The organism is Colwellia sp. 75C3 (assembly GCF_002836255.1).
Classification (GTDB): domain Bacteria; phylum Pseudomonadota; class Gammaproteobacteria; order Enterobacterales; family Alteromonadaceae; genus Colwellia.
Genome location: NZ_PJAU01000033.1, coordinates 448,307 through 468,551, shown reverse-complemented (window position 1 = coordinate 468,551; position 20,245 = coordinate 448,307). Strand labels below are relative to the sequence as shown.

16 protein-coding genes are annotated in these 20,245 nt (G+C 38.3%); 6 read left to right on the top strand and 10 right to left on the bottom strand.

What is annotated here, in order from left to right; genetic code table 11:
* Positions 1–5 precede the first annotated feature (5 nt).
* Together ompR and CXF85_RS06445 are read right to left on the bottom strand one after the other, a co-directional pair.
* Positions 6–728 (bottom strand): osmolarity response regulator transcription factor OmpR, encoded by a 723-nt coding sequence (gene ompR, locus CXF85_RS06450; RefSeq protein ID WP_101227690.1) that lies wholly within the window; start codon positions 726–728, stop codon positions 6–8.
* A 344-nt stretch (positions 729–1,072) separates the two neighbouring features.
* Positions 1,073–1,591: a hypothetical protein gene (locus CXF85_RS06445; protein WP_101227689.1), complete on the bottom strand. Its 519-nt coding sequence runs from the start codon at positions 1,589–1,591 to the stop codon at positions 1,073–1,075.
* A gap of 115 nt (positions 1,592–1,706) precedes the next feature.
* Between CXF85_RS06445 and CXF85_RS06440 the strand changes: the two genes are divergently transcribed.
* Positions 1,707–2,186, top strand: a complete 480-nt coding sequence (locus CXF85_RS06440) for a TlpA disulfide reductase family protein (protein WP_101227688.1) — start codon at positions 1,707–1,709, stop codon at positions 2,184–2,186.
* Positions 2,187–2,288: 102 nt separating this feature from the next.
* On the opposite strand, the gene CXF85_RS06435 is transcribed toward CXF85_RS06440, so the two are convergent.
* The 4 genes from CXF85_RS06435 to CXF85_RS06420 form a co-directional block, all read right to left on the bottom strand.
* Positions 2,289–3,146, bottom strand: coding sequence for an ROK family protein (locus tag CXF85_RS06435; protein ID WP_101227687.1), 858 nt, complete (start codon positions 3,144–3,146; stop codon positions 2,289–2,291).
* Positions 3,147–3,418: 272 nt separating this feature from the next.
* A complete protein-coding gene (locus CXF85_RS06430; RefSeq protein WP_101227686.1) occupies positions 3,419–6,118 on the bottom strand; it encodes a family 20 glycosylhydrolase in 2,700 nt (899 codons plus the stop codon).
* A gap of 89 nt (positions 6,119–6,207) precedes the next feature.
* Positions 6,208–7,485 carry an MFS transporter gene (locus CXF85_RS06425; RefSeq protein WP_101227685.1) on the bottom strand — a complete coding sequence of 426 codons (1,278 nt, stop codon included), beginning with the start codon at positions 7,483–7,485 and terminating at the stop codon, positions 6,208–6,210.
* A 336-nt stretch (positions 7,486–7,821) separates the two neighbouring features.
* Positions 7,822–8,658 (bottom strand): mechanosensitive ion channel family protein, encoded by an 837-nt coding sequence (locus CXF85_RS06420; RefSeq protein WP_101227684.1) that lies wholly within the window; start codon positions 8,656–8,658, stop codon positions 7,822–7,824.
* Positions 8,659–8,902: 244 nt separating this feature from the next.
* Here CXF85_RS06420 and CXF85_RS06415 point away from each other — a divergent pair, with 244 nt between their 5' ends.
* From CXF85_RS06415 to CXF85_RS06400, 4 genes are all read left to right on the top strand, one after another.
* Entirely contained in the window at positions 8,903–11,386 is a 2,484-nt protein-coding gene (locus CXF85_RS06415; RefSeq protein WP_232771097.1) for a DUF748 domain-containing protein, read from the top strand.
* A 74-nt stretch (positions 11,387–11,460) separates the two neighbouring features.
* Complete coding sequence (locus CXF85_RS06410; protein WP_101227682.1) at positions 11,461–12,309, top strand: VOC family protein; 849 nt, start codon at positions 11,461–11,463, stop codon at positions 12,307–12,309.
* The gene (locus CXF85_RS06405; RefSeq protein WP_101227681.1) at positions 12,309–12,557 is read left to right on the top strand and encodes a hypothetical protein; all 249 of its coding nucleotides are present in this window, start codon (positions 12,309–12,311) and stop codon (positions 12,555–12,557) included. The genes CXF85_RS06410 and CXF85_RS06405 overlap by 1 nt, the downstream gene beginning before the upstream one ends.
* An 85-nt stretch (positions 12,558–12,642) precedes the next feature.
* Positions 12,643–13,368, top strand: coding sequence for a potassium channel family protein (locus tag CXF85_RS06400; RefSeq protein ID WP_101227680.1), 726 nt, complete (start codon positions 12,643–12,645; stop codon positions 13,366–13,368).
* 324 nt (positions 13,369–13,692) lie between these two features.
* Here CXF85_RS06400 and CXF85_RS06395 read toward each other — a convergent pair whose 3' ends face one another.
* The 4 genes from CXF85_RS06395 to CXF85_RS06380 are packed head-to-tail and all read right to left on the bottom strand — an operon-like array spanning position 13,693 to position 19,195.
* Positions 13,693–15,735, bottom strand: a complete 2,043-nt coding sequence (locus tag CXF85_RS06395; protein ID WP_232771096.1) for a glycoside hydrolase family 3 protein — start codon at positions 15,733–15,735, stop codon at positions 13,693–13,695.
* 12 nt (positions 15,736–15,747) lie between these two features.
* Positions 15,748–16,404, bottom strand: coding sequence for an isoprenoid biosynthesis glyoxalase ElbB (elbB, locus tag CXF85_RS06390; RefSeq protein ID WP_101227679.1), 657 nt, complete (start codon positions 16,402–16,404; stop codon positions 15,748–15,750).
* Positions 16,405–16,406: 2 nt separating this feature from the next.
* Positions 16,407–17,723: a multidrug effflux MFS transporter gene (locus tag CXF85_RS06385; RefSeq protein ID WP_232771095.1), complete on the bottom strand. Its 1,317-nt coding sequence runs from the start codon at positions 17,721–17,723 to the stop codon at positions 16,407–16,409.
* Positions 17,723–19,195, bottom strand: coding sequence for an aminotransferase-like domain-containing protein (locus tag CXF85_RS06380; RefSeq protein WP_101227678.1), 1,473 nt, complete (start codon positions 19,193–19,195; stop codon positions 17,723–17,725). Before CXF85_RS06380 ends, CXF85_RS06385 begins: the two co-directional genes overlap by 1 nt.
* 132 nt (positions 19,196–19,327) lie before the next feature.
* On the opposite strand from CXF85_RS06380, the gene CXF85_RS06375 reads away from it, so the two are divergent.
* Entirely contained in the window at positions 19,328–20,242 is a 915-nt protein-coding gene (locus tag CXF85_RS06375) for a DMT family transporter (protein ID WP_101227677.1), read from the top strand.
* The last annotated feature ends 3 nt before the right edge of the window (positions 20,243–20,245 follow it).

Here is a 20,245-nt window from a genome sequence, read left to right as displayed (position 1 = left end):
AATAACTAAGCTGGACTACCATCTGGAACAAAAACATAACCTAAGCCCCAAACAGTTTGTAAGTATCTTGGTTTCGCTGGATCTGCTTCAAGCATTCTGCGCAATCGGGATACTTGTACATCAATACTACGTTCTAAAGCCGAATAATCTCGACCTCGAGCCAGATTCATCAGTTTATCACGTGATAATGGCTCTCTTGGGTGAGTCACTAACGCTTTAAGAACGGCAAATTCACCACTGGTTAATGGCATGCTAACATCGTCTTTTTGCATTTCACGAGTTGCTAAGTTCAGGTCGTAACCACCAAAACTAATAATATTTTCTTCTAAGGCAGGCGCCCCAGGAGCTTCTTGAGTACGACGACGTAATACAGCTTTAATACGAGCAAGTAACTCTCTTGGGTTAAAAGGCTTAGGCATATAATCATCTGCACCTAGCTCTAAGCCAATAATACGGTCAACTTCATCACCTTTGGCGGTTAACATAACAATCGGGATATTATTGGAGTTTTGACGTAAACGACGACAAATGGATAAACCATCTTCACCGGGTAACATTAAATCGAGCACTAACAAGTGAAAATTTTCACGTTCAAGTAGACGGTCCATCTGTTCTGAATTAGCAGCACTACGTACTGTAAAACCTTGCTCTACTAAATAACGTTCTAATAATGAGCGTAAACGCATATCATCATCTACTACTAAAATTTTAGGTGTTTCTTGAGTCATATTTTATCTCACCTTGCTCTATTTGCTAATCGTTATAAATTTGGAGTTAACGCTACTATAAGTGATATTGCTTACAATAAGAAAGTGACAACAGTAAAAGAAGCTAAGTATTTGTTACAATTTATGTAGTTGTCCAGTTGAATAAGCTATTTAACCTGAGGTTTGGATAAGAGTTTTGTAACTCACAGAAGTTAAGTGAACAAATTAACTTCAACGTACAGTAACGAAATTTAAATGTATATCAGATATTTTTACAAGGCAATAACTGGTTATTGGGAGTAATAATAACGCTGATAGACACTTAAAGAGTGTTGTTAGGAAAATTAGCTTATCCGAAGTTTAGGTTATTTAAGGTAGTGAATACTTTGCTCAGTTACACATTGAGTGAAGCTCTTTTTACGTTCTTCGTGAGACAGTGCAGAAACGGCCTGCTTAACCAACTTCATTTTTTGTTCACTTTCAGCTTTAGGTAAATGGGAAAGTTGATCATGAAAGCAGCCTAACAAACCAAAGTTTAATGCTGCATCTGATTTCATCGCATCTTCACCTAAACAACTACCTAGCTTCTCTGCTAAAGTGTTTCTATCCATTTGATTGATTAAAAAACCAAGAGAGTAGTTAATCTTGTCTGTTTTTCGTATTTGATTACAACTAAAAAACATATCAGCGACCGCAACAATAGGAATTAATTGCTGATGCTGTTTACTAAAGCGTTTTTTTAGCGATTCATTATGCGCCTTATTATCCACAACACTGTCGTCCGTTGCAGCGCTTTCTGTATTTGCTGAAACAAGCCACCAAGCTTGACTTGGTAATGCATAACAAACAAAGACAATTAATAATAATTTTAACTCTATTTTCATATAACTATGCTCAATTAATTTTCTATCAAATGAAGTTTAATTTCTATAGGGATATTGTGCATCACAGCTAAAACTAAGTATAGTTAACTTATGTATAAAGAATGTAGGAAATAGTATGTCCAACCCACTCAAAGCCTTAGCAAATCTATTATTATTAATAATAGCATTATCGTTCATTTCTAACGATGCCCACGCTAATGAACCGTTACTCGAATTTGAACAAGCGATGGCAAAAAACATAGGTAAAGTGGTCTATGTAGATTTTTGGGCGTCGTGGTGTGTACCTTGTCGAAAATCGTTTCCTTGGATGAATACGATGCAAGCTCAACATCAAGAGCAGGGACTAGTGGTATTGAGTATTAACCTGGATGCACAAGTTTCATTGGCTGAAAAATTTTTACTAGCAACCCCCGCTAACTTTGCCATTATTTACGATGCAAAAGGTGTTCTCGCTAAGAAATTTAAATTGAAAGGTATGCCAAGCAGTTATTTATTTAACCGTGAAGGAAAACTTATTAGTGCCCATAGTGGTTTTAATGCTAAAAAGCAGAAAAAATATGAGCATGAGATAGCCCTACTCCTAGATCAAGAATGAGTAAATATAAACATGATAACTTAACTTTAAGATATTGTGTTTAGCATAGGAAATTCGGTAGTCGCTAGCAAAGGATAATATTTTAAAATTACGGACTACAGATTAACAATCCCTTAAACTTTCTAAATAAAGATGTGCAGCGCCAAGTAAAGCACTATGCTCGTCTCTACTCTTTTCAATGGTTAACTTACTGACCATATTTTGATATGGGAAATCAGCCAGGTTTTTCCAAACGGACTCAATGAATAAATCATATGAATTTGCGACAGATCCGCCAATAACAATTAATTGTGGGTCTATTATCATTAACAGGTGCTTAACTGCAACGGATAGATGCAAGCCAAACTGTCTAAATGCGTCAAGGGCCAGCTCATCACCTGCACGGGATTTTTCCGCCAGCACAGCGCCACACTCTTGATAATGTTCAGTAAAAAACTTACCCGAACAGTAATCTTCGAGAACCCCCTTCCTGTACTCAAAACTACCAATCTCACCAGCGCAACCATTAACACCAGTATGTAAGTTGTTTTGTAACACAAGACCAGAGCCTAGTCCTGTGCCCAGACAAAGGCCGACCATATCTTCTATACCTTCACCTCTTAGTTTTAAGTGCTCGCCTTTAACAAAACAGTTAACATCATTATTAACATAAACAGGTAAACTTAGCAGTGCTTGTAAGTCTTGCTTTAAAGAGACTTGACTCCATGATGCTATATTCACTGCACCGAAAACAATGCCAGTTTTAACATCAACAATACCCGGCACCCCTATTGCTATCGCAATAGTATCTTCTGCTAGCACTTGCTCTATGCAAGCTTTAATAAAAAGTAATGAGTCTTGTACACCTTGACTGGCATCAAATAGCTGAATAAAACTTTTTTCTATGCATCCATTTCGATAGAGACCTACATTAATTTTTGTACCGCCTAAGTCGATAACCACGATAGAAGATTGCTTCATATATAAACCAGAAATAAAAATAAAAAGAGATACGCTAGTGTGCAGAATAAATCATAGAGACAAATGTACTCATCTATCAAATACTTATACTTTTCTATCAATAGATATCAGCTAACTTAATGATTGATGGAAAATGGCCATATTAATCACGACGATTAAATTAAAAATGCAGACAATTTAGTGAAGGAATACCCCGCTAAACATGCCTGCATTTATTGCCATTGTCTGTTTATTCGCTACTTATCATTAATTAATACTCTTTAACAATAAAGTTACTTGGTTACCGTCATTGTGCGACCTGCTCGTTGCTTATCTCGCGTACGTGCACGAATCTGTACTGGACCATTTACTTTGATAGGCTCTTGATAATTTTGCCACTTCCCCTGATTAGTTCGGTATTCAATGGGTAAACCTTTTATTGCCAAATTGGCCGATAATACGCCAAACTCAATAGTTGCGCCTACCGTGGGAACACGATAAAACACGCCCGCAAGGTCGAGCTTAGCTAACTCCTTTTCACCAAGGGTCTGTGAAAAAGCTAACCATTGCTTATCGCGAAATTGACGAAGTTTCTCAGTAAAGAAATGGCTATCCTTGCTATATTTCTCCCCCATATCATTGTAAGGCACTTGCCAATTAGCTTGGTGCCAAGCACGCTCGGCCAGCGCTAATAATCTCGGGTATATCATGTATTCAGCTTGCTCATCACTACGTACTGTTTCGCTCCATAATTGCCCCTGAATTCCACGAACCCTAAAGTTTTTAGGTAAAGGTTGATGTATTACCTTACCCGATTTATCCTGCTGTTTTGTATCATTGACTTTATAGTTTTTACCTAAGGTATCAAGACGAAATTCAGCGTGAATAGGCAGGTTATTTGGCATAAAGTTGAACAAAGAACGCGTAGTAACTCGTCTAGATGCCCAGTTATAACCGCGCTCTTTGGGATCTATTTGATAAGGAAAATCAAAATAGAGTACATCGGGTGTTGCTAGGACAATATTCCAATTACGGTGGGCTTGCTCACTGACTTGTTTATGCGCTCCCCACGGTAAGGCATCCCAGATATAAGAATACACATCAGCCGGCATCTTAGTGACATCAGTTTCTTTTAAACCATCATTCCAACCGCCAACAGCAATACCTTTACTGACAACCATATGGGAAACACGCTCAATAAAATGCGCGCCTAAATGTTCCGCATCACCAAAGTCATTACTTTTATCCGCGATTAACGCCTTACAAACCGGTGATTCCAGCCAAGCACCAGCGGTTTCATCTGCGCCAATGTGATATAACGCTAATGGATGCTCTGCGGCTTGATGCATGGCTTTTAAATCATCTAAAACACGGTCGACAAAAGTATAAGTAGACTCCATGCAAATATTTAAGGTGTTATCGTTATAATTCTGAATGGAGCTATATTGGGTTTTGTCATCAAAATCAGTCAATAAGTAACGTTTAGCTTCGCTCTCGTTTTCCTTACTCATGTAATAATGATAACGCGCTTCCATGGCTTTAATTGCGGCTCTTGAATGCCCTGGCATATCTAATGATGGGATCACTTGAATATGATGCTTAGTCGCCATGCGCAATATTTCTTGATAATCATCAATACTGTAATAACCATCGCTATTACTCGCGCCACCGCCAAGCTGTGGTTGTAAACATTGCTTATCAGATAAATCTAGACAGCGCTTACTGCCTACTTTTGTTAGTTCTGGCAAGCTGGGTAACTCGAGACGCCAACCTTCATCTTCAGCTAAATGCAAATGTAGCTTATTCAGTTTATAAGCACCCATTTGTTTAATCAGCGAAAACATGAACTCTTTACTATGAAAGTTGCGCGCAACATCGACATGTTGGCCACGATAATCATAATAAGGTTGGTCATCAACACTTACCAAGGGTACTTTGGTTGAACCTACCGTCACTAAACTGGCTAGGCTTTGTAAGCCATAAAAAGCACCGCTACTGTCTTGTGCCTTAATAATGATAGCGCTGTCATTAATGGTTAATTGATAATGCCCTGAACGCCAATCAGCATTTTTATTATTATTCAACTCAATGTTTACAACAATGCCTGTACTACTTTCTTTAATACCTAAAGTAGCTAAGCGTTCAAAAGCAGCCGCTAATTGTGGGTATTTAATAGCACCATTCAACTTTACTTGTAATCCGTTGGCCAAATCTAAACGCGCTTGTTTATCTGCAATTTCAATTGATTTAGGCGTAGGTGTAATCGCAAACGCAACATGGCTAGAATCTATAGTAACTTTAGGTTCATTGTCATAAAGCCATTGGGTAGAGGCATATTGATTAACATCATCAGGTGCTGACTTTATTTGTTTAGCTATATCAGTAAATGGTACCACCCAAGGTTGAATTTCTAAGCCGGTTTCCTTATTCACTTGACTTCTTGTGCTATCAATAATGGCAGCCGTCAATCCTTCACTGGCCAACCAATAATTTGGCATTAATTCTGATTCAGTTATTAGCGTACTTTTCACCCATAATTTTACTTTATATTCCTGGCCAGTCTTAAAACCGTTAAAAGCTGCTTTAGGACTAATTTGATGCATATCTCCGTTAAGATGCAATAAGTTAAAGTGCTCACTACTACTGGCGTAACTTGGGTAAACCTGCGAGTAATTTAGTTGCCATAGTTGTTTTTCAATAACGTAAGCGGCATTGCCCTTAGGTAAAATGAGACTGATTTCAGCGCTATAACAATGCTTAACGGCTTCCCCATTTAGCTCGGGACAATCAGTCTCCACATTACTGAGAAAATGATATTGCACTTGCAAATGTTTAGCTAAGCCATTGAGTTGTTCTTGCGCAGTTAATGCTACGACTTTATCCGGCGTAACTATTTCCGTATTGCTTTCACTAGGCACTACTACTTCCCCTTGGCAAGCGGAGAGCAGTAGACTGGTAGCAATCACCGAAATATAAGACGTTTTTCTAATCATAGTTATAAGCTCGTTAAGTTATTCGTTGCTCTAATAGATAAATAGTTTTGTCTATTGGGAGATTATTTATCTACTTATTAATCAAGTAACTAAAGGCTTACTTGAGAAGAAATATCATTGTCGTTATTTTTAAAGAATTTAATCGTTTTATTATTAACTAACGGCTTAGCCCAAAAACCAATGGCAAAAATATAAGCCAACGTGATGTAGACCACAACCATACCCAAACGTAGATCACCGCTTAAGTCAGCAATTAGACCCACTATTGGTGAGGCTAAACCACCGCCAACAATACCAGTACATAGAATACCTGCAAACGAGCCATGATGCTCGGCTAATGAATTCAATGCTAATGAAAAAATAACAGACCACATCACTGATAAGAAAAAACCCACTAAAGGAAAAGCGACTAATGCTGTATTAGCACTACCAAAAAGTGCTGCGGTTAACGAGATAAAGGCACCTGTTGAAAACAGCTTTAACACTAAGCGGCTATCAAACACCTTTAATAAAGCTAAACCAAGAAAACAGCCTAAAGTTAACATTAACCAAAAATTACTAACGGTATTTGCACCAACGGTTAAAGGATCCAAACCGTGATAACGTTCTAAGAAAAGTGATATGGCATTGGCAATGCCTTGCTCGGTACCAACATAGGCTGCGATACCAATAAAGAATAAAATAACGGTTTTATTCTTAAAGAGTTGGCCATAGATCTTCCAAGCACCAATGGACTCTTCTTCATTCAGTTCAACCTTGGGTAACTTAATCATGATAATGAGTAATAACATCAATAATGATATCGCAGCAAAAATCCAGTACATAGATAACCACGGCATATTACTGGGAACTATATTGACTAAAACACCCGCTATACCGACCGAACTCTCAGCTGCCATGCCTTGTACTAAGCTGCTGTAAACTAGTGGGCTTAGGGTAGCCGCAGCACCAAAAAGTAGTTGTGCCAATACCGAATAAAAAGCAAAGTGCTCTTTACCAGCCGATACTCTTAGTAATGGGTTTATCGCCACTTGCAACATGGCCATACCCGTACCTATACAAAACAACGATACCATAGCCATAAAGAAACTAGGCGCTAGCGCGAATAATAACGAGCCTAGTGCTGACATAACAAAAGCGGCAATGAGCACAGGTTTTTCTGAAAACTTATCAACCAATAACCCCGCAGGAATAGACATAACACCATAAGCAGCAAAAAATGAAAAAGGTAAAAACCCGGCAACCGCCAAGCTAATATCAAAGTCTTTCACTAACGATGGGAACAGTGGCCCAATAATATTAGTAATAAATGAAATGGCGAAAAAGATAACCAAGACCAAAATTACCGCAATGATATTTGTTTTCATGTAAATCCCTTATTATTTTTCGTTTTATGCTGCTAGCTAATGATTGTTGTTATATTTAGTTTAAATTTTCTTTTGGCTTTGGCTAGTGTGCCGCTTAAAAAAAGTTCATTGCTACACTTTTCTATCATCTTGTAATACTTTTCTATGAAAAAGGGCCGTATTGTGTCAATTAGCGATAGAGCGAATGTATATGGGCATACCAGCAGGGTATTATTTAAAGCATAAGTAGCGGTATTAAAAGTAGCGATTATTGCACGAGAAACGCAATAAAAAAGCCTACCTCAGATAACTGAAGTAGGCTTTTGAATACATAAAAAATATGTTTATCGCTTTAGATTAAGTATTTGTGGATTGATGGATATGCACATCACGCTGTGGAAATGGAATGCTGATATTTGCTTTATCAAATTCAATTTTAACTTTTTCCATCATATCAAAGTAAATTCCCCAGTAATCTTCTGCATTCGCCCAAGGACGTACAAATAAATTCACTGAACTTTCACCATGTTCACCAACCCAAATATCTACCGCTTGGTCTTTCAATACACGCTCATCGGCTTCAATTATTGAACGTAAAAGCGCTTTTGCTTTAGCTATGTCATCGTTATAGCCAATGCCAAAAACCATATCAACACGGCGCGTACCATTAACATTAATGTTAGTAACACAACCATTAGATAATAAACCATTAGGGATTATAATACGTTGGTTATCAAAGGTTTTTAAGATGGTATTAAAGATCTGAATCTCTTCTACACTACCAACATAGCCTTGGGCTTTGATGGCATCACCGTTTTTAAACGGACGAAATAGTAAGATTAAGACACCACCAGCGAAGTTAGCTAAGCTACCTTGTAATGCTAAGCCGATAGCTAAACCAGCTGCACCTAAAATAGCAATAAATGACGCGGTTTGAATGCCGAGCATTGAAGCAAAGACGATAATTTGAACCGCTTTTAATAAAGTACCTAAAATACTTAATAAAAATCGGTGTAGCGTAATTTCAACTTTTTTCTTTTCTAGTGCTAACTCAACTAACTTAAGCACCCTTTTAATAATAAAATTACCGACGAAATAGGTAACTATCGCTAATAAAAATTGGACGCCAAATTGCAGTCCCATTTCACCGAGCATTTGCATATAATGTTCTATTTTTTCTATATTGCTTTCCATGGAAATGGTATCCTAAGCTATGTTAAATTAGAGTTAACTTCAGATTTCACTTCAGAGTCAACCTTTAAAACGTAATTGTAAACTTTTTGTAAAATAGTGTAAATTACATTCCACATTATTTTATCCCTCAAGCACGTGCCTAACAACACAATAAATGCAAACCTAACAAGGAATATCCTAAATTATGGCAAGCTTGCTATCGTTTTTTACTCACAAATTTTTTAAGGTATTAGTAGCCTTATACTTGGGCTTCTTTCTACTTATTTGGCTAGTTTCATCACCGTTAATTAAGCATTTCATTAGCCCTATTCTAGCGGAACAGCAATTACACTTATCAGACAACGCCAGCATTTACTTTAATCCTTTTTTAATGCGCGTCACGCTCAGCGATATTGACTTAGTGAGTAGCAAAAACAAAACTGAAGAGACTGTTTTTTCATTAGCAAAAATGGAAGTTCAAGTCGCATTGTGGCAGCTAGCTTTTGACAAAATTTTGCTCAGTAAATTTTTACTTGAACAAGGTACATTAAAAGTTACTCAGCATAATAATCATCTAGTTATCGCTGGTATAGAGATACCTAGCTCGGCTAATGAAGATGGGAAAACGAACAAAAAAGCTACAAACGTAGCTGTTGATGAACCAGCCAGCGATTTCCCTTATCAACTAGTACTGCCTGACTTGCTATTAAGCCAATTTACTATTGAAATAGAAAGAGATACTCAGCAACAAAAAAATAAAACTCATCACATAGAAATTGAACAATTAGTATTAAGCCAGATAAAGGCAACTCAAACGGAGCAAGAGGCAACTTTAGCATTAACGGCTTTAATTGATAAAACTCACTTAGCATTTTCTGCTAATACACGATTAATCGCAGGTAAAGGCGATATAAACAGTAATCTTCGTTTAGAAAACTACCCTATAGAAAAATTAGCCCGTTACGTTGAGCAACTAACCGAACTTAAGGGAGCACTGTCTTTTAATAGCCAGCAAACAGTTACCTTAGCGGAACAAAGTATTAACTTTAGGGTTAAAAAGGCCAACTTAAGGTTACAAGATTTGTTAGTCGGGTTAGATAAACAACACTTTACCCTCAATGACTTGCAATATAATTTCACCGATCTTGCTATTGATTTACAAGACAACGTGATTACTCACTTAGCTGGCAACAGTAGTGTAAAGTTGACTGATGCCGTTTTAAACCATACCGAAAGCAAAGCAAAAATCGTCGCATTTAGACAACTTAGTTTAGATGAAATTAATTTTATTTTAGATGATGAACCGAGTATAGATATTGCTAATGTTGTACTTGATGACTTACTTTTCTCTAAAAAAACGAGCTTAACTGATGAAGTAGCTAAGAAAGTTATTGCTCGAATTAACAAAATCTCGGTTCAAGACGGTGTTGATATCGCAGCCAAAGAGATAGTCAATCTGCCGCCCGTTATGCAGTTAAAACAACTGACAGTGAATAACCTACATATCCACGAAAAAAGTATTGCCATCAACAGTATTCTTTTGGATACCTTATCGGGCGATATTATTATTAAAGAAAATAAAGAACTTGCCAATTTAGTTGCTCTGGGTAATCAAGCTGACCAGCACAATGCTGTCGAACCAAAGTCAACCAATGCAGTAACCGCAATTGAAAAAGAACTCGAACCAAATAAAGCTGAAGCCAACAGTGATAGCTTCTTGTTTAGCCTCAATGAAATACGTTTTATTAATGAAAATTCATTCGGTTTTACCGATTTCAGTGTTGATCCTATTTATCAGCGTACCTTATATTTAGACACCCTTGATGTAGGCGCTTTAAGTAACAAGAAAGAAAAACAGCAAGAGAAAACGCCCTTTACATTAGCCGGTCGTAGTAATAAATATGCCAACTTTAACCTAACTGGTTATCTACAACCTTTCGCAGAGCTAGCAACTTATCATGCAAAAGGAGACTTTAAAGAGTTTTCATTGCCTGCCATTTCTTCATATTTGAAAGCTTCAACAGGTATTGAAGTAAAAACAGGTCAACTTAATACCGCTTTAGATTTAACACTGACAGGTGAAGAGCTCGATGGTAACGTTGTGGTCTTACTACAGGCCTTAGAAACAGGTTTAGTTGATAGTGAAGAAGCTGGTAGCTTAATTGACCAAGGTGCCTTGCCATTAAATATGGCGCTAGGTATGCTAAAAGATGGTGATGGTAATGTAGAGCTTGATGTCCCGTTAAGTGGCTCTACCTCAGATCCACAATTTGGCTTAAGTAGTGTTGTTACCTTAATCACCACAAAAGCTATAATTTCGGCGACACAAGATTATCTGATGACCACTTTTGTTCCTTACGCCAATATTGTATCTATCGCTATCACAGCGGGTGAATTTGCCTTAAAGCTACGCTTTGATGATTTAGAATATCAGGTAGAACAAATTGAACCGAATGATAGCCAAAGTGCCTACTTAAAAGAATTCATTGCCTTAATGCAAGACAAGGAAGAAACCCGCGTAACCATTTGTGCGATCAGCACACCTGCAGATATAGGCCTTAAAGCCGGTATTTCGGTAACAGACAAAACAGACATAAAACGTTTACTCGACATGGGTGAAGAACGAGAACATGCCTTCAAGGATCATTTAATTGAACAAGGAAAAATCGACTCTTCTCGTATTTTATTCTGTAAGCCACAAATAGATAGCGATGAAGGAGCAATACCACGTATTGCAATATCCGTTTAATTACACACTTGATAATAACTATCATTCATAGTTCAATGGAATGACATTAATTACAAATATAGGGAAATTAGGTAATGAAAGGGTTCAGTAAGTTATTGCTATCACTATTGGTACCATTGCTTTTACATAGTAATGGTTCTTTAGCTGCGCAACCAGAAACAACCGATAAAGACATAATAACAAACCAGCATGGTAAATTAGTATGGGCTGATCTTTACACTGGTGATGTTGAAGCTTCGCTTAAGTTTTACCGCGATACTTTTGGTTGGACAGTTAAAGCGTTTGCAAAGGATAGCGCAAAATACCATATATTTTACCAAGGCGAACACGCTATTGCAGGGGTTCTGGCTCGTGACTCTAAACGAAATAAAACAGATAATGCCTTATGGGTAGGAAGTATAGATACTGATAATGTAGCAAGTAGAAGTGAACTCTCAGCCAAGAACAATGCCAGTATAATATTAGCACCTCATGAATTTAAGCTTTATGGTAAAAGAGCTGTATTGGCTGATCCACAAGGAGGCGTTATTGCCTTGCTTGAGTTAGATATTACTAATAAGAATCATCAGAAAATAAGTAATAAGTGGGATTGGGCTCAACTATTTAGTACCGATACCAAACAAGCCGCTTTGTTTTACCAAGACACTTTTGATTATAAGATAGAGCCAATTAACGCTAAAGAAGATAGCTTCTTTTTAATTCAAGCTGATATGGTTCAAGCTAGTATTGTAAAGTTACCTGAATCGTTTGAGCAAAGAGACCGCTGGGTTAATTTTATCGAAGTGAATAACGTAGCAACTACCTTGTCAAAAGCCACGTTCAATGGCGCTACTATTATTTATCAGCAAGAAGATAAAGGCGTCGCTATTATTAGTGATCCTAATGGCGCGTTTCTTGGATTAACACAGCAGGAGAGTGAGTAATGAAAAAGATTAACACCCTATTACTCGCAACTACCGTCGTTGTTACCACCTTCTTCATAACATCTTGTGAAAATACTCATGTAAGCGGCTCTGTTAGTTATGGCATGGGCTATGGTACTGGCTACCCAATGTATTATGGTAATAGTTACCATCGTCATAGTAGTGTGGTTGTGGTTAAACCCGCTAGAAAACATCGTTCACGACCTAGCAATACACAATCTCGTCCCGCTAGAGCTAAAAGAAGATAACCTAGACTCAACTTATATCAGCTAGTAGGGGGAGATTATTTGACTTGTCCCTACTTATGATTAAAGAGAAACGCTTTTGAAAACAATGACTCGCCAAGATAACTTTATTTATCTCACCTTTGCCTTAATCTTGTTATTGCTTGGCACGTCGTTAGCTCAACAGTTTTTTGAAGGGTCAGTGCAGCGTTTGGTGCAATCTGCCACCGTAGTAACCTTATTAGTGGCGGTATGGGGCGTTGATACGAAAGACTTTGTATTGCGTAAAACCTTTATTTTCCCCATCGCCATATTAGTCTTTTCTTTTTTTGCCGCTTGGCTCGATAATGCCGGTTTTGATCAGGTGTATTTACTGCTGCTGTTGAGCTTTTTTATTTCTAGTGCGCTACGCACGGCCAAACAAGTGATGTTTACCGGTGACATTGATGGTAATAAAATTTTAGGTGCCATCTGTTTGTATTTATTAATGGGACTGATTTGGGCGGTACTATACACCTTAGTACAACTCAGCTTCGCTAACTCTTTTAATAACATCAGCAATAGTAATGAATGGTTTACTTTGTTTCCTGATTTTATCTATTTCTCATTTGTTACCATCACTACTTTAGGTTTTGGAGATATTTCACCGCTATTACCTATTTCACGATTTTTAGTCTATTTCGAAGCTATCGTGGGTCAGTTTTATTTAGCTATTTTAGTGGCTAGTCTAGTCGGTTCACATATGAACAAATTCGGTGCAAACCATCATGGATTTAACAATAATAAAGCTAATGAACTACCTAGTGATAAACCAACAAATAAAGATAATAAGTAACTAAGCATACTGCTTTGATAGTTAACTGCAATTACATACTTAATCACATAAGTAAAAACGGCATGACCATTACTGGTTATGCCGTTTTTATCTGCCTGTTTATACCAATCCCATTAATTTACATGCCTATACATAGGGTTCAGGGAGGTCATCCTCGTGGTGTCTTAATCGAGGATCCAGTCACTAAAAAGTGATGGATCTTCGATCAGATACTTCGAAGATGACGGTTACAGCAAGCTCCTGAGTTAACTACATAGGCACGTTAATTTATTGCTCACTTGTGCTGGTTAACGAAATCCTGTCAATTAAATAGATTAAAGACTGCTAATTTTTCAAGGTAACAGGTAACTTGCCTAACGCCTGACTTTCACCAAGAATAACCGCCATGCTGGTATTAAACCCTGGGCTGATAGCTTGCTGAGAAGCATTTTCATAGATTCTATCGTCAAAATTTAGCAATACTGCATCAGCAAGTTCACTGTATTCATTGATTAAAAATGGCGAGCCTTTAGCAATGAGAATAGAAGGCGTATTTAACTTACCTGCTAGTATTAGTTGCTGCTTCAATAACGTGGCATAGGTCAGTTTTGTCTGCTGCTGAACGGCACTACCATAACTTGGTGTTAGATCATCCATACCACCCAAATCAACTAAACTCGCTGTTTTAATATCGACAGTTGCAATCACCACATCAGCTTTACTTAACAGTGCATTCATATTTTTATCCGACGCTGCACTATCAGCACCATCACCAACAAAGTGACTAATGCTGATACTTTCAACATCACTCGCTGGCAACATTTTTGCTAACACACGCTTGGTCGCATAAGTTAATGCGACTAACTCTTGCTGATTGGCAACGACAAAATGCAATTGTTTTATCCCCGCGATATTAAGCGGTAAAAGCTGCTTGTTTTTCAGTAAGGTTACCGCGGCATTGGCAAGGGCTTGTTCGGTAAGAATATGATTTTTATTAGCAATAACCGCGTTAGCTAATTGCAACTGCTGCGCTACTGATTCATTTTCTATGGCAATATATTGCTGCTTATATCGGTTAAGCCGAGCAATAGATTGTTCGAATTCAGCTAACTGATATTCACCTTGTTCTATACATATTGCCAGAGCGTTAGCTACTGCTTTGATAAAGACATAAAAATCAGCAATGTCCGCTGGCGTTCTCACCTTAAACGGCATAACTGCAAGATCAGCACCGGCAACAAAGGTTTCAACAACCGCTTCAACCTCAGTAAAAAAGTGAGTAACACCGGCCATATCGAGAGCATCAGTGGCGATAATGCCATCAAATTCCATTTCATCTCTTAGCAAGTCAGTTAAAATTTTACGGGACATCGTTGCTGGACGAATGAGTTTCTCACCACTTTTACTAACAAAAACACTGTTATCAAGTATTGGATATTGAATATGAGCCGTCATAATCATTGCTGGTTGGCTGTGCTTAATAGCCCAAACAAAAGGGGCAAGGTCAACCTTGTCTATGGTCTCTCTATCATGGTCAACTCGAGGTAAACCTAGATGACTATCAACGTGCGTATCACCGTGACCAGGAAAATGCTTCAACGTTGCCATAACGCCTTCTGCCTGAATAGCGTTAACTGCGCTAGCACCAAGCTCAGCAACTTGCTGTGGCGACTCACCAAAAGATCGGGTATTAATCACAGGATTATCAACATTGGTATTTACATCAACGACTGGCGCATAGTTATTATTGATACCTAAGACTTTTAATTCTTTAGCAATAACGGCATTAACTTGCGTAGCAAAGTGAGAACCATGTTCAGGGTAGCTAGCACCAATCGCCATATTTCCGGCAAAGCCAGTCATTTGAGTAAAACGCGCGACCCGACCGCCCTCTTGATCTATTGAAATGATCAAAGGTTTGCCCTGCACTGACTTTATTGAAGCTTGTTGAATATCATCAGTTAACTTAACGACTTGTGCTATTTCTTGAACATTTTCAGCAAACAATACAATGCCACCAACATTAGTACTGCTAATCAGCTGTGCCAGCTCTTCTGGTAGCTCAGTAACGGGTTGTCGGCAATGCTTTGACGTTGGCACACTCGGTTTACCATTTATATCAGCACAAAAATAACGTATATCGAGGGACATTTTTTCAGCAATTTTCTGCTCAAATGCAGTAAACGCTGAGGTGTAATCTGGCTTATGTGTGCTAGTTGGCTTAGGGGTCATATTATTTTCTGTTGCCTGACTTTGACAAGCGCTGAGCGCCACGGAAATTATCATTAATAGCGCGCTTGGCACTATGTGGACTCGTTTGTTTTTTGATATAGAAATAGCTAAGTTACCGAATAAAGAGCTAGGACTGTCATTATGAATATTATCCATCAAAAACAAAACCTACTTACTAAAAGCAAGAACATACTTTACTAGCTTATTAATACCCACTGCAGCTTCAGTAATTGAGTCAGCTAACATATAGGCGGGTGTAGTCACTATTTTATGTGCTTCATCAACCACGACATCAGTCACCTCACAATCAATATGCAGTAAACCTTTAGCAGCAATTAATTTCGCTGTATCGTTATCTTTGCCAATAGTGCCTTTTACGCCCGCAGGATAAATCATAGGTAATAGAGCTGGTGCTATACACATAAAACCTGCAGGTTTCTCAACATGAGCAAAGGCTTTAGCTGCGGTGAGTACTTGCTCATTAACGGTATAATTACCATTATCTAACGCGAAAGTGCTCAGGTTTTTTGCTACACCAAAACCGCCAACAAAAATAATGGCATCAAACTCTTTTTCATACAGTTCAGTTAAGTCTTCTACATCACCACGACCAATACGTGCAGCCTCAACCAGTACATTACGGCTTTCATCTTTACTGACTTCACCGGTAAGGTGATTAATTACATGGTGTTGAGCTATATTTGGCGCAAAACAACGATAAGTTGCGCCCTGCTGGGCTATCGCTAACATTGTCAATACGGCTTCTTGAATTTCACTACCGTCGTAAACACCACAACCACTTAATATAACTGCTATATTTTTCATTATTATTCCTTACTTTTAATCTGTATATCTAAAGCATTAACGCTATTTTTATTACGAAACCATACCATTAGCTGACAGCATAATACTACCAACACAGCGAAGAACATTAACAAGGAAAACGGCTTAGCGCTGCCATCATAAAAGAACGCTAAAATAGGCCCTGCTAATGCGCCAATGCCCCAACGAAAGGTACCTATTACCGCGGTAACTGTACCTGAATGTTCAGGAAATTTAGTGAGAACTAAGGCATCACTGTTAACAGCAATCAGAGAAATACTGCCCATTAACGGAAATATTGCTATAACAGTATAAATTAACGGTAATGCTAATACATTCACCAACATTAAAGCCGTTGCAGCAACTATGGCTAACGTTAAGCCAAAACGTAACATCGTTCTTGAGCCTTTACGAACGACAAAACGCGTGTTAGTAAAGTGCGCGATCATTAAAGCAAAAACATTTAACGCGAATAAAAAACTAAAATTGTATTCAGATACTGCAAAAACTTTTAAATAGACAAAAGGAATGGCAGTAATGTAGGTAAAGAAAGCCAGCGATATCATCATAGAAGTACAAATATCTAATCTTGCTTCTGCATTATTCAATACAATTTTATAGCGCTGAATAAAGCTCAGTTGCACCTTTACCTTAACTGGCAAGTGTCCTGTTGCTGAATCACTTACCTTAAAGGCATCAGTATTGGCCGCATCGGGTAAGTATTTCATCACTAACACCAAAACAATAAAGCTGTAAGCCGCTAGTACGTAAAAAATGAGCTGCCAGCTATGAGCAAGCAACAATACACTGCCAATACTGGGAGCTATCATAGGTGCCAACATCATAATCATGCTGACATAAGAAAGACCTTTTGCGGTATCTTTACCGTAATATTCACGGACTGCGCCTGGCACTACTACGGTTGCTGCACTACTGACAAAAGCTTGAAAGAACCTGACGGTAAGAAATTGCTCTATGTTACTAACAAAAGGTAACAATAAACTCGCTATGCAAAAGCCGCCTATGCCTATCAAAACAAGTGTACGACGAGAGTATTTATCCGCCATAGGACCAAATAATATCAAGCCAAGTGCATAACCCAACAAATAGATACTTAGGCTATTTTGCACCATAGACATGGGTGTATTCAAATACTCAGCTAACCTTGGCATAGCCGATAAATACATATCTACCGCTAAAGGAGATACCGCCAAAATAGAGGCCAGCAAAGGTAAAAGTAACTTCAAAGACACCTTTAGTTGTGTCGTTTTTTGTTCCATATTCTCATGCTTTATTTGTGTATTATGTTTTTGTACTGTCATTACTTTTCCATCAGTTGTGCAGTTTTTTGTATGCTAGTGTGTTCATAGACCAATTGTCCTAAGACCTTAATTGCCACTTCTATATCTGTGCCCCATAACACGCCAAAACTAACGCGCATATAGTTTTTATATCGACCCGAAGGTGAAAAAATAACGCCAGGAGCAAAGCTTACCCCTTGTGCTAACGCTTCTTGAAAAAACGCACTGGTATTAACGTGAGACTGACAACGCAGCCACAGCACACTGCCACCTTGGGGTTTTGAGATACAAACTTCGGGTGGAAAATGATCGGCTATCAACGCCCGCATTCGCTCGCAGTTATACGCTAGCGTCTTTCGCAATACGCAAAGGTGGCGATCATAATCTCCGCTAAGTAAGTACTCATTTAAAGTCCACTGCTGCAGCATTGGTGTCGAACTAGATTGTGCTCGTTTTATCCGTTTTGCCTGCTCTTCAAATTTACCAGGCAGTAGCCAACCAATACGATAGCCTGGTGCCGCTGTTTTAGAAAATGAAGAACACGTCATCACCAAGCCTTTTTCAGAATATAGCTGTGCAGGTTTTGGCTTGTTATCAGTAAAGTATATTTCGCTATACACTTCATCTTCAATTAACGGAATATCATGTTGTTCTAATAGAGACACCATCGCTTGGCGTTGCTCATCAGTTTTCATTGAGCCTAATGGGTTATTTATCGCCGTAGAAAACAAACAGGCGGTAATATCATGCTGATTAATCGCCTCAGCTAAGTCTTCAACACAAACACCATCTTCTGTGCAGGTATAAACTTCTAGCGCTTTCATACCTAATGTTTCAATCAACTCAATAATGCCAAAAAAGCAGGGTGATTCAATCGCAATAACATCGCCACGTTTGGCAACACATTGCAGGGCAATAGACAGTGCTTCTTGTGCGCCATTGGTGATAACAATATCGTCAGGATTAGTTTCAACACCTTGGTCTTGATATCGAAATGCCAACTGCATACGTAATTTGGCATCGCCAGTTACCGGACCGTAACTAACCGCCTTTTCTGAGACCTTACTCAACACAGATCGCATTAATCGGGCCAATGCTTTATCAGGTGGATGTGCTTGAATGGGATTGGAGATACCTAAAGCGACGGTATCGGGTAAATGCACAGCGGCATGAACTTGCTCAATCATACTGCGACCTTGCACTTCTACCGGCGCACATTGCGCCCATTTAGCAGGTCGTGGTTTTAATGTTCTTGCTTGCGCGGCTTGTAAGTAATAGCCCGATTGTGGTTTTGCACAGACCTGCCCTTGTCGTTCCAGTTCAATATACGCCTGCTTAACCGTTGGCACACTGATTTCAAATTGACGGCTTAATTTACGTAAACTTGGGAGTTTATCACCCGCCTGTAAAGCCCCTATTTTTCGTTGGTGCTCTATAAAGTCGATAACTTGCTGATATAAATATGCTGAAGAGCTCTTATCTAATAATTTCATTTTTATACCTTTAATTACCAACAGTAACTGTATAGGTTACATTTTCATATTTCTGTATATGTTATTAAATCAAATTATCATTACAATGTCACCCTTATCCTATTTAGTTCTACTCATGGAGTGGCAAAGTTAATGAACAATACGCTTTTATACATAATTACCGTCATCATTTGGGGCTCAACTTGGATTGCTATTAATTATCAATTAGGTGAAGTCGCTGCTGAAGTGTCTATTGTTTACCGTTTTGGTTTAGCCGCTGTCTGTATGTTTGCTTATTGTCGCTTCAAGAAATTACCACTGAAGTTTTCCGCTAAGCAGCATGTGCAACTCTTTGCTTTTGGTTTAACCTTATTTGGCTGTAATTATTATTTACTTTATAACGCCCAAGCACATATTAACTCGGCTTTAACCAGTATTGCTTTTTCTACTTTGATGATAGTCAATATTATTAATGCTCGCCTGTGGTTTAAAACCCGTATTTCTAGTCAAGTCTATTACGGCGGTGCATTAGGTTTAATGGGTATTGTTACCTTATTTTGGCCACAAATAAGTAATGTAAGTTTTGGTAATAGTACTTTGCTGGGCTTAGGTTTGTGCTTAATTGGCGTGTTGTTTGCTTCTACCGGTAATATGATTTCAATTAAAAATCAGCATAACAATATGGCTGTATTACCTGCCACTGCTTGGGGCATGTTGTATGGCAGTAGTTTTATGTTTGTGCTGGCGCTTGTTCAAGGTCAAACCTTTAACTTTTCATTCACGGTTGAATACATCAGCTCACTATTGTATTTATCAATATTCGGATCTGTTATCGCTTTTGGTTGCTATTTAACGTTATTGGCTAGAATTGGCGCACATAAAGCCTCTTATGCAACCATTATGTTTCCTGCAGTAGCTGTGGTTATTTCAAGTTTTGTCGAAGGGTTCACTTGGGATAGTTATACTTTCATTGGCTTAGGCTTGATGCTGGCAGGAAACTTAGTAGTGTTGGCTAAACCAATAAAGCGTAAACAAGCATCTCCTTTGGCAGAAGCGATTGAAACTTGATAT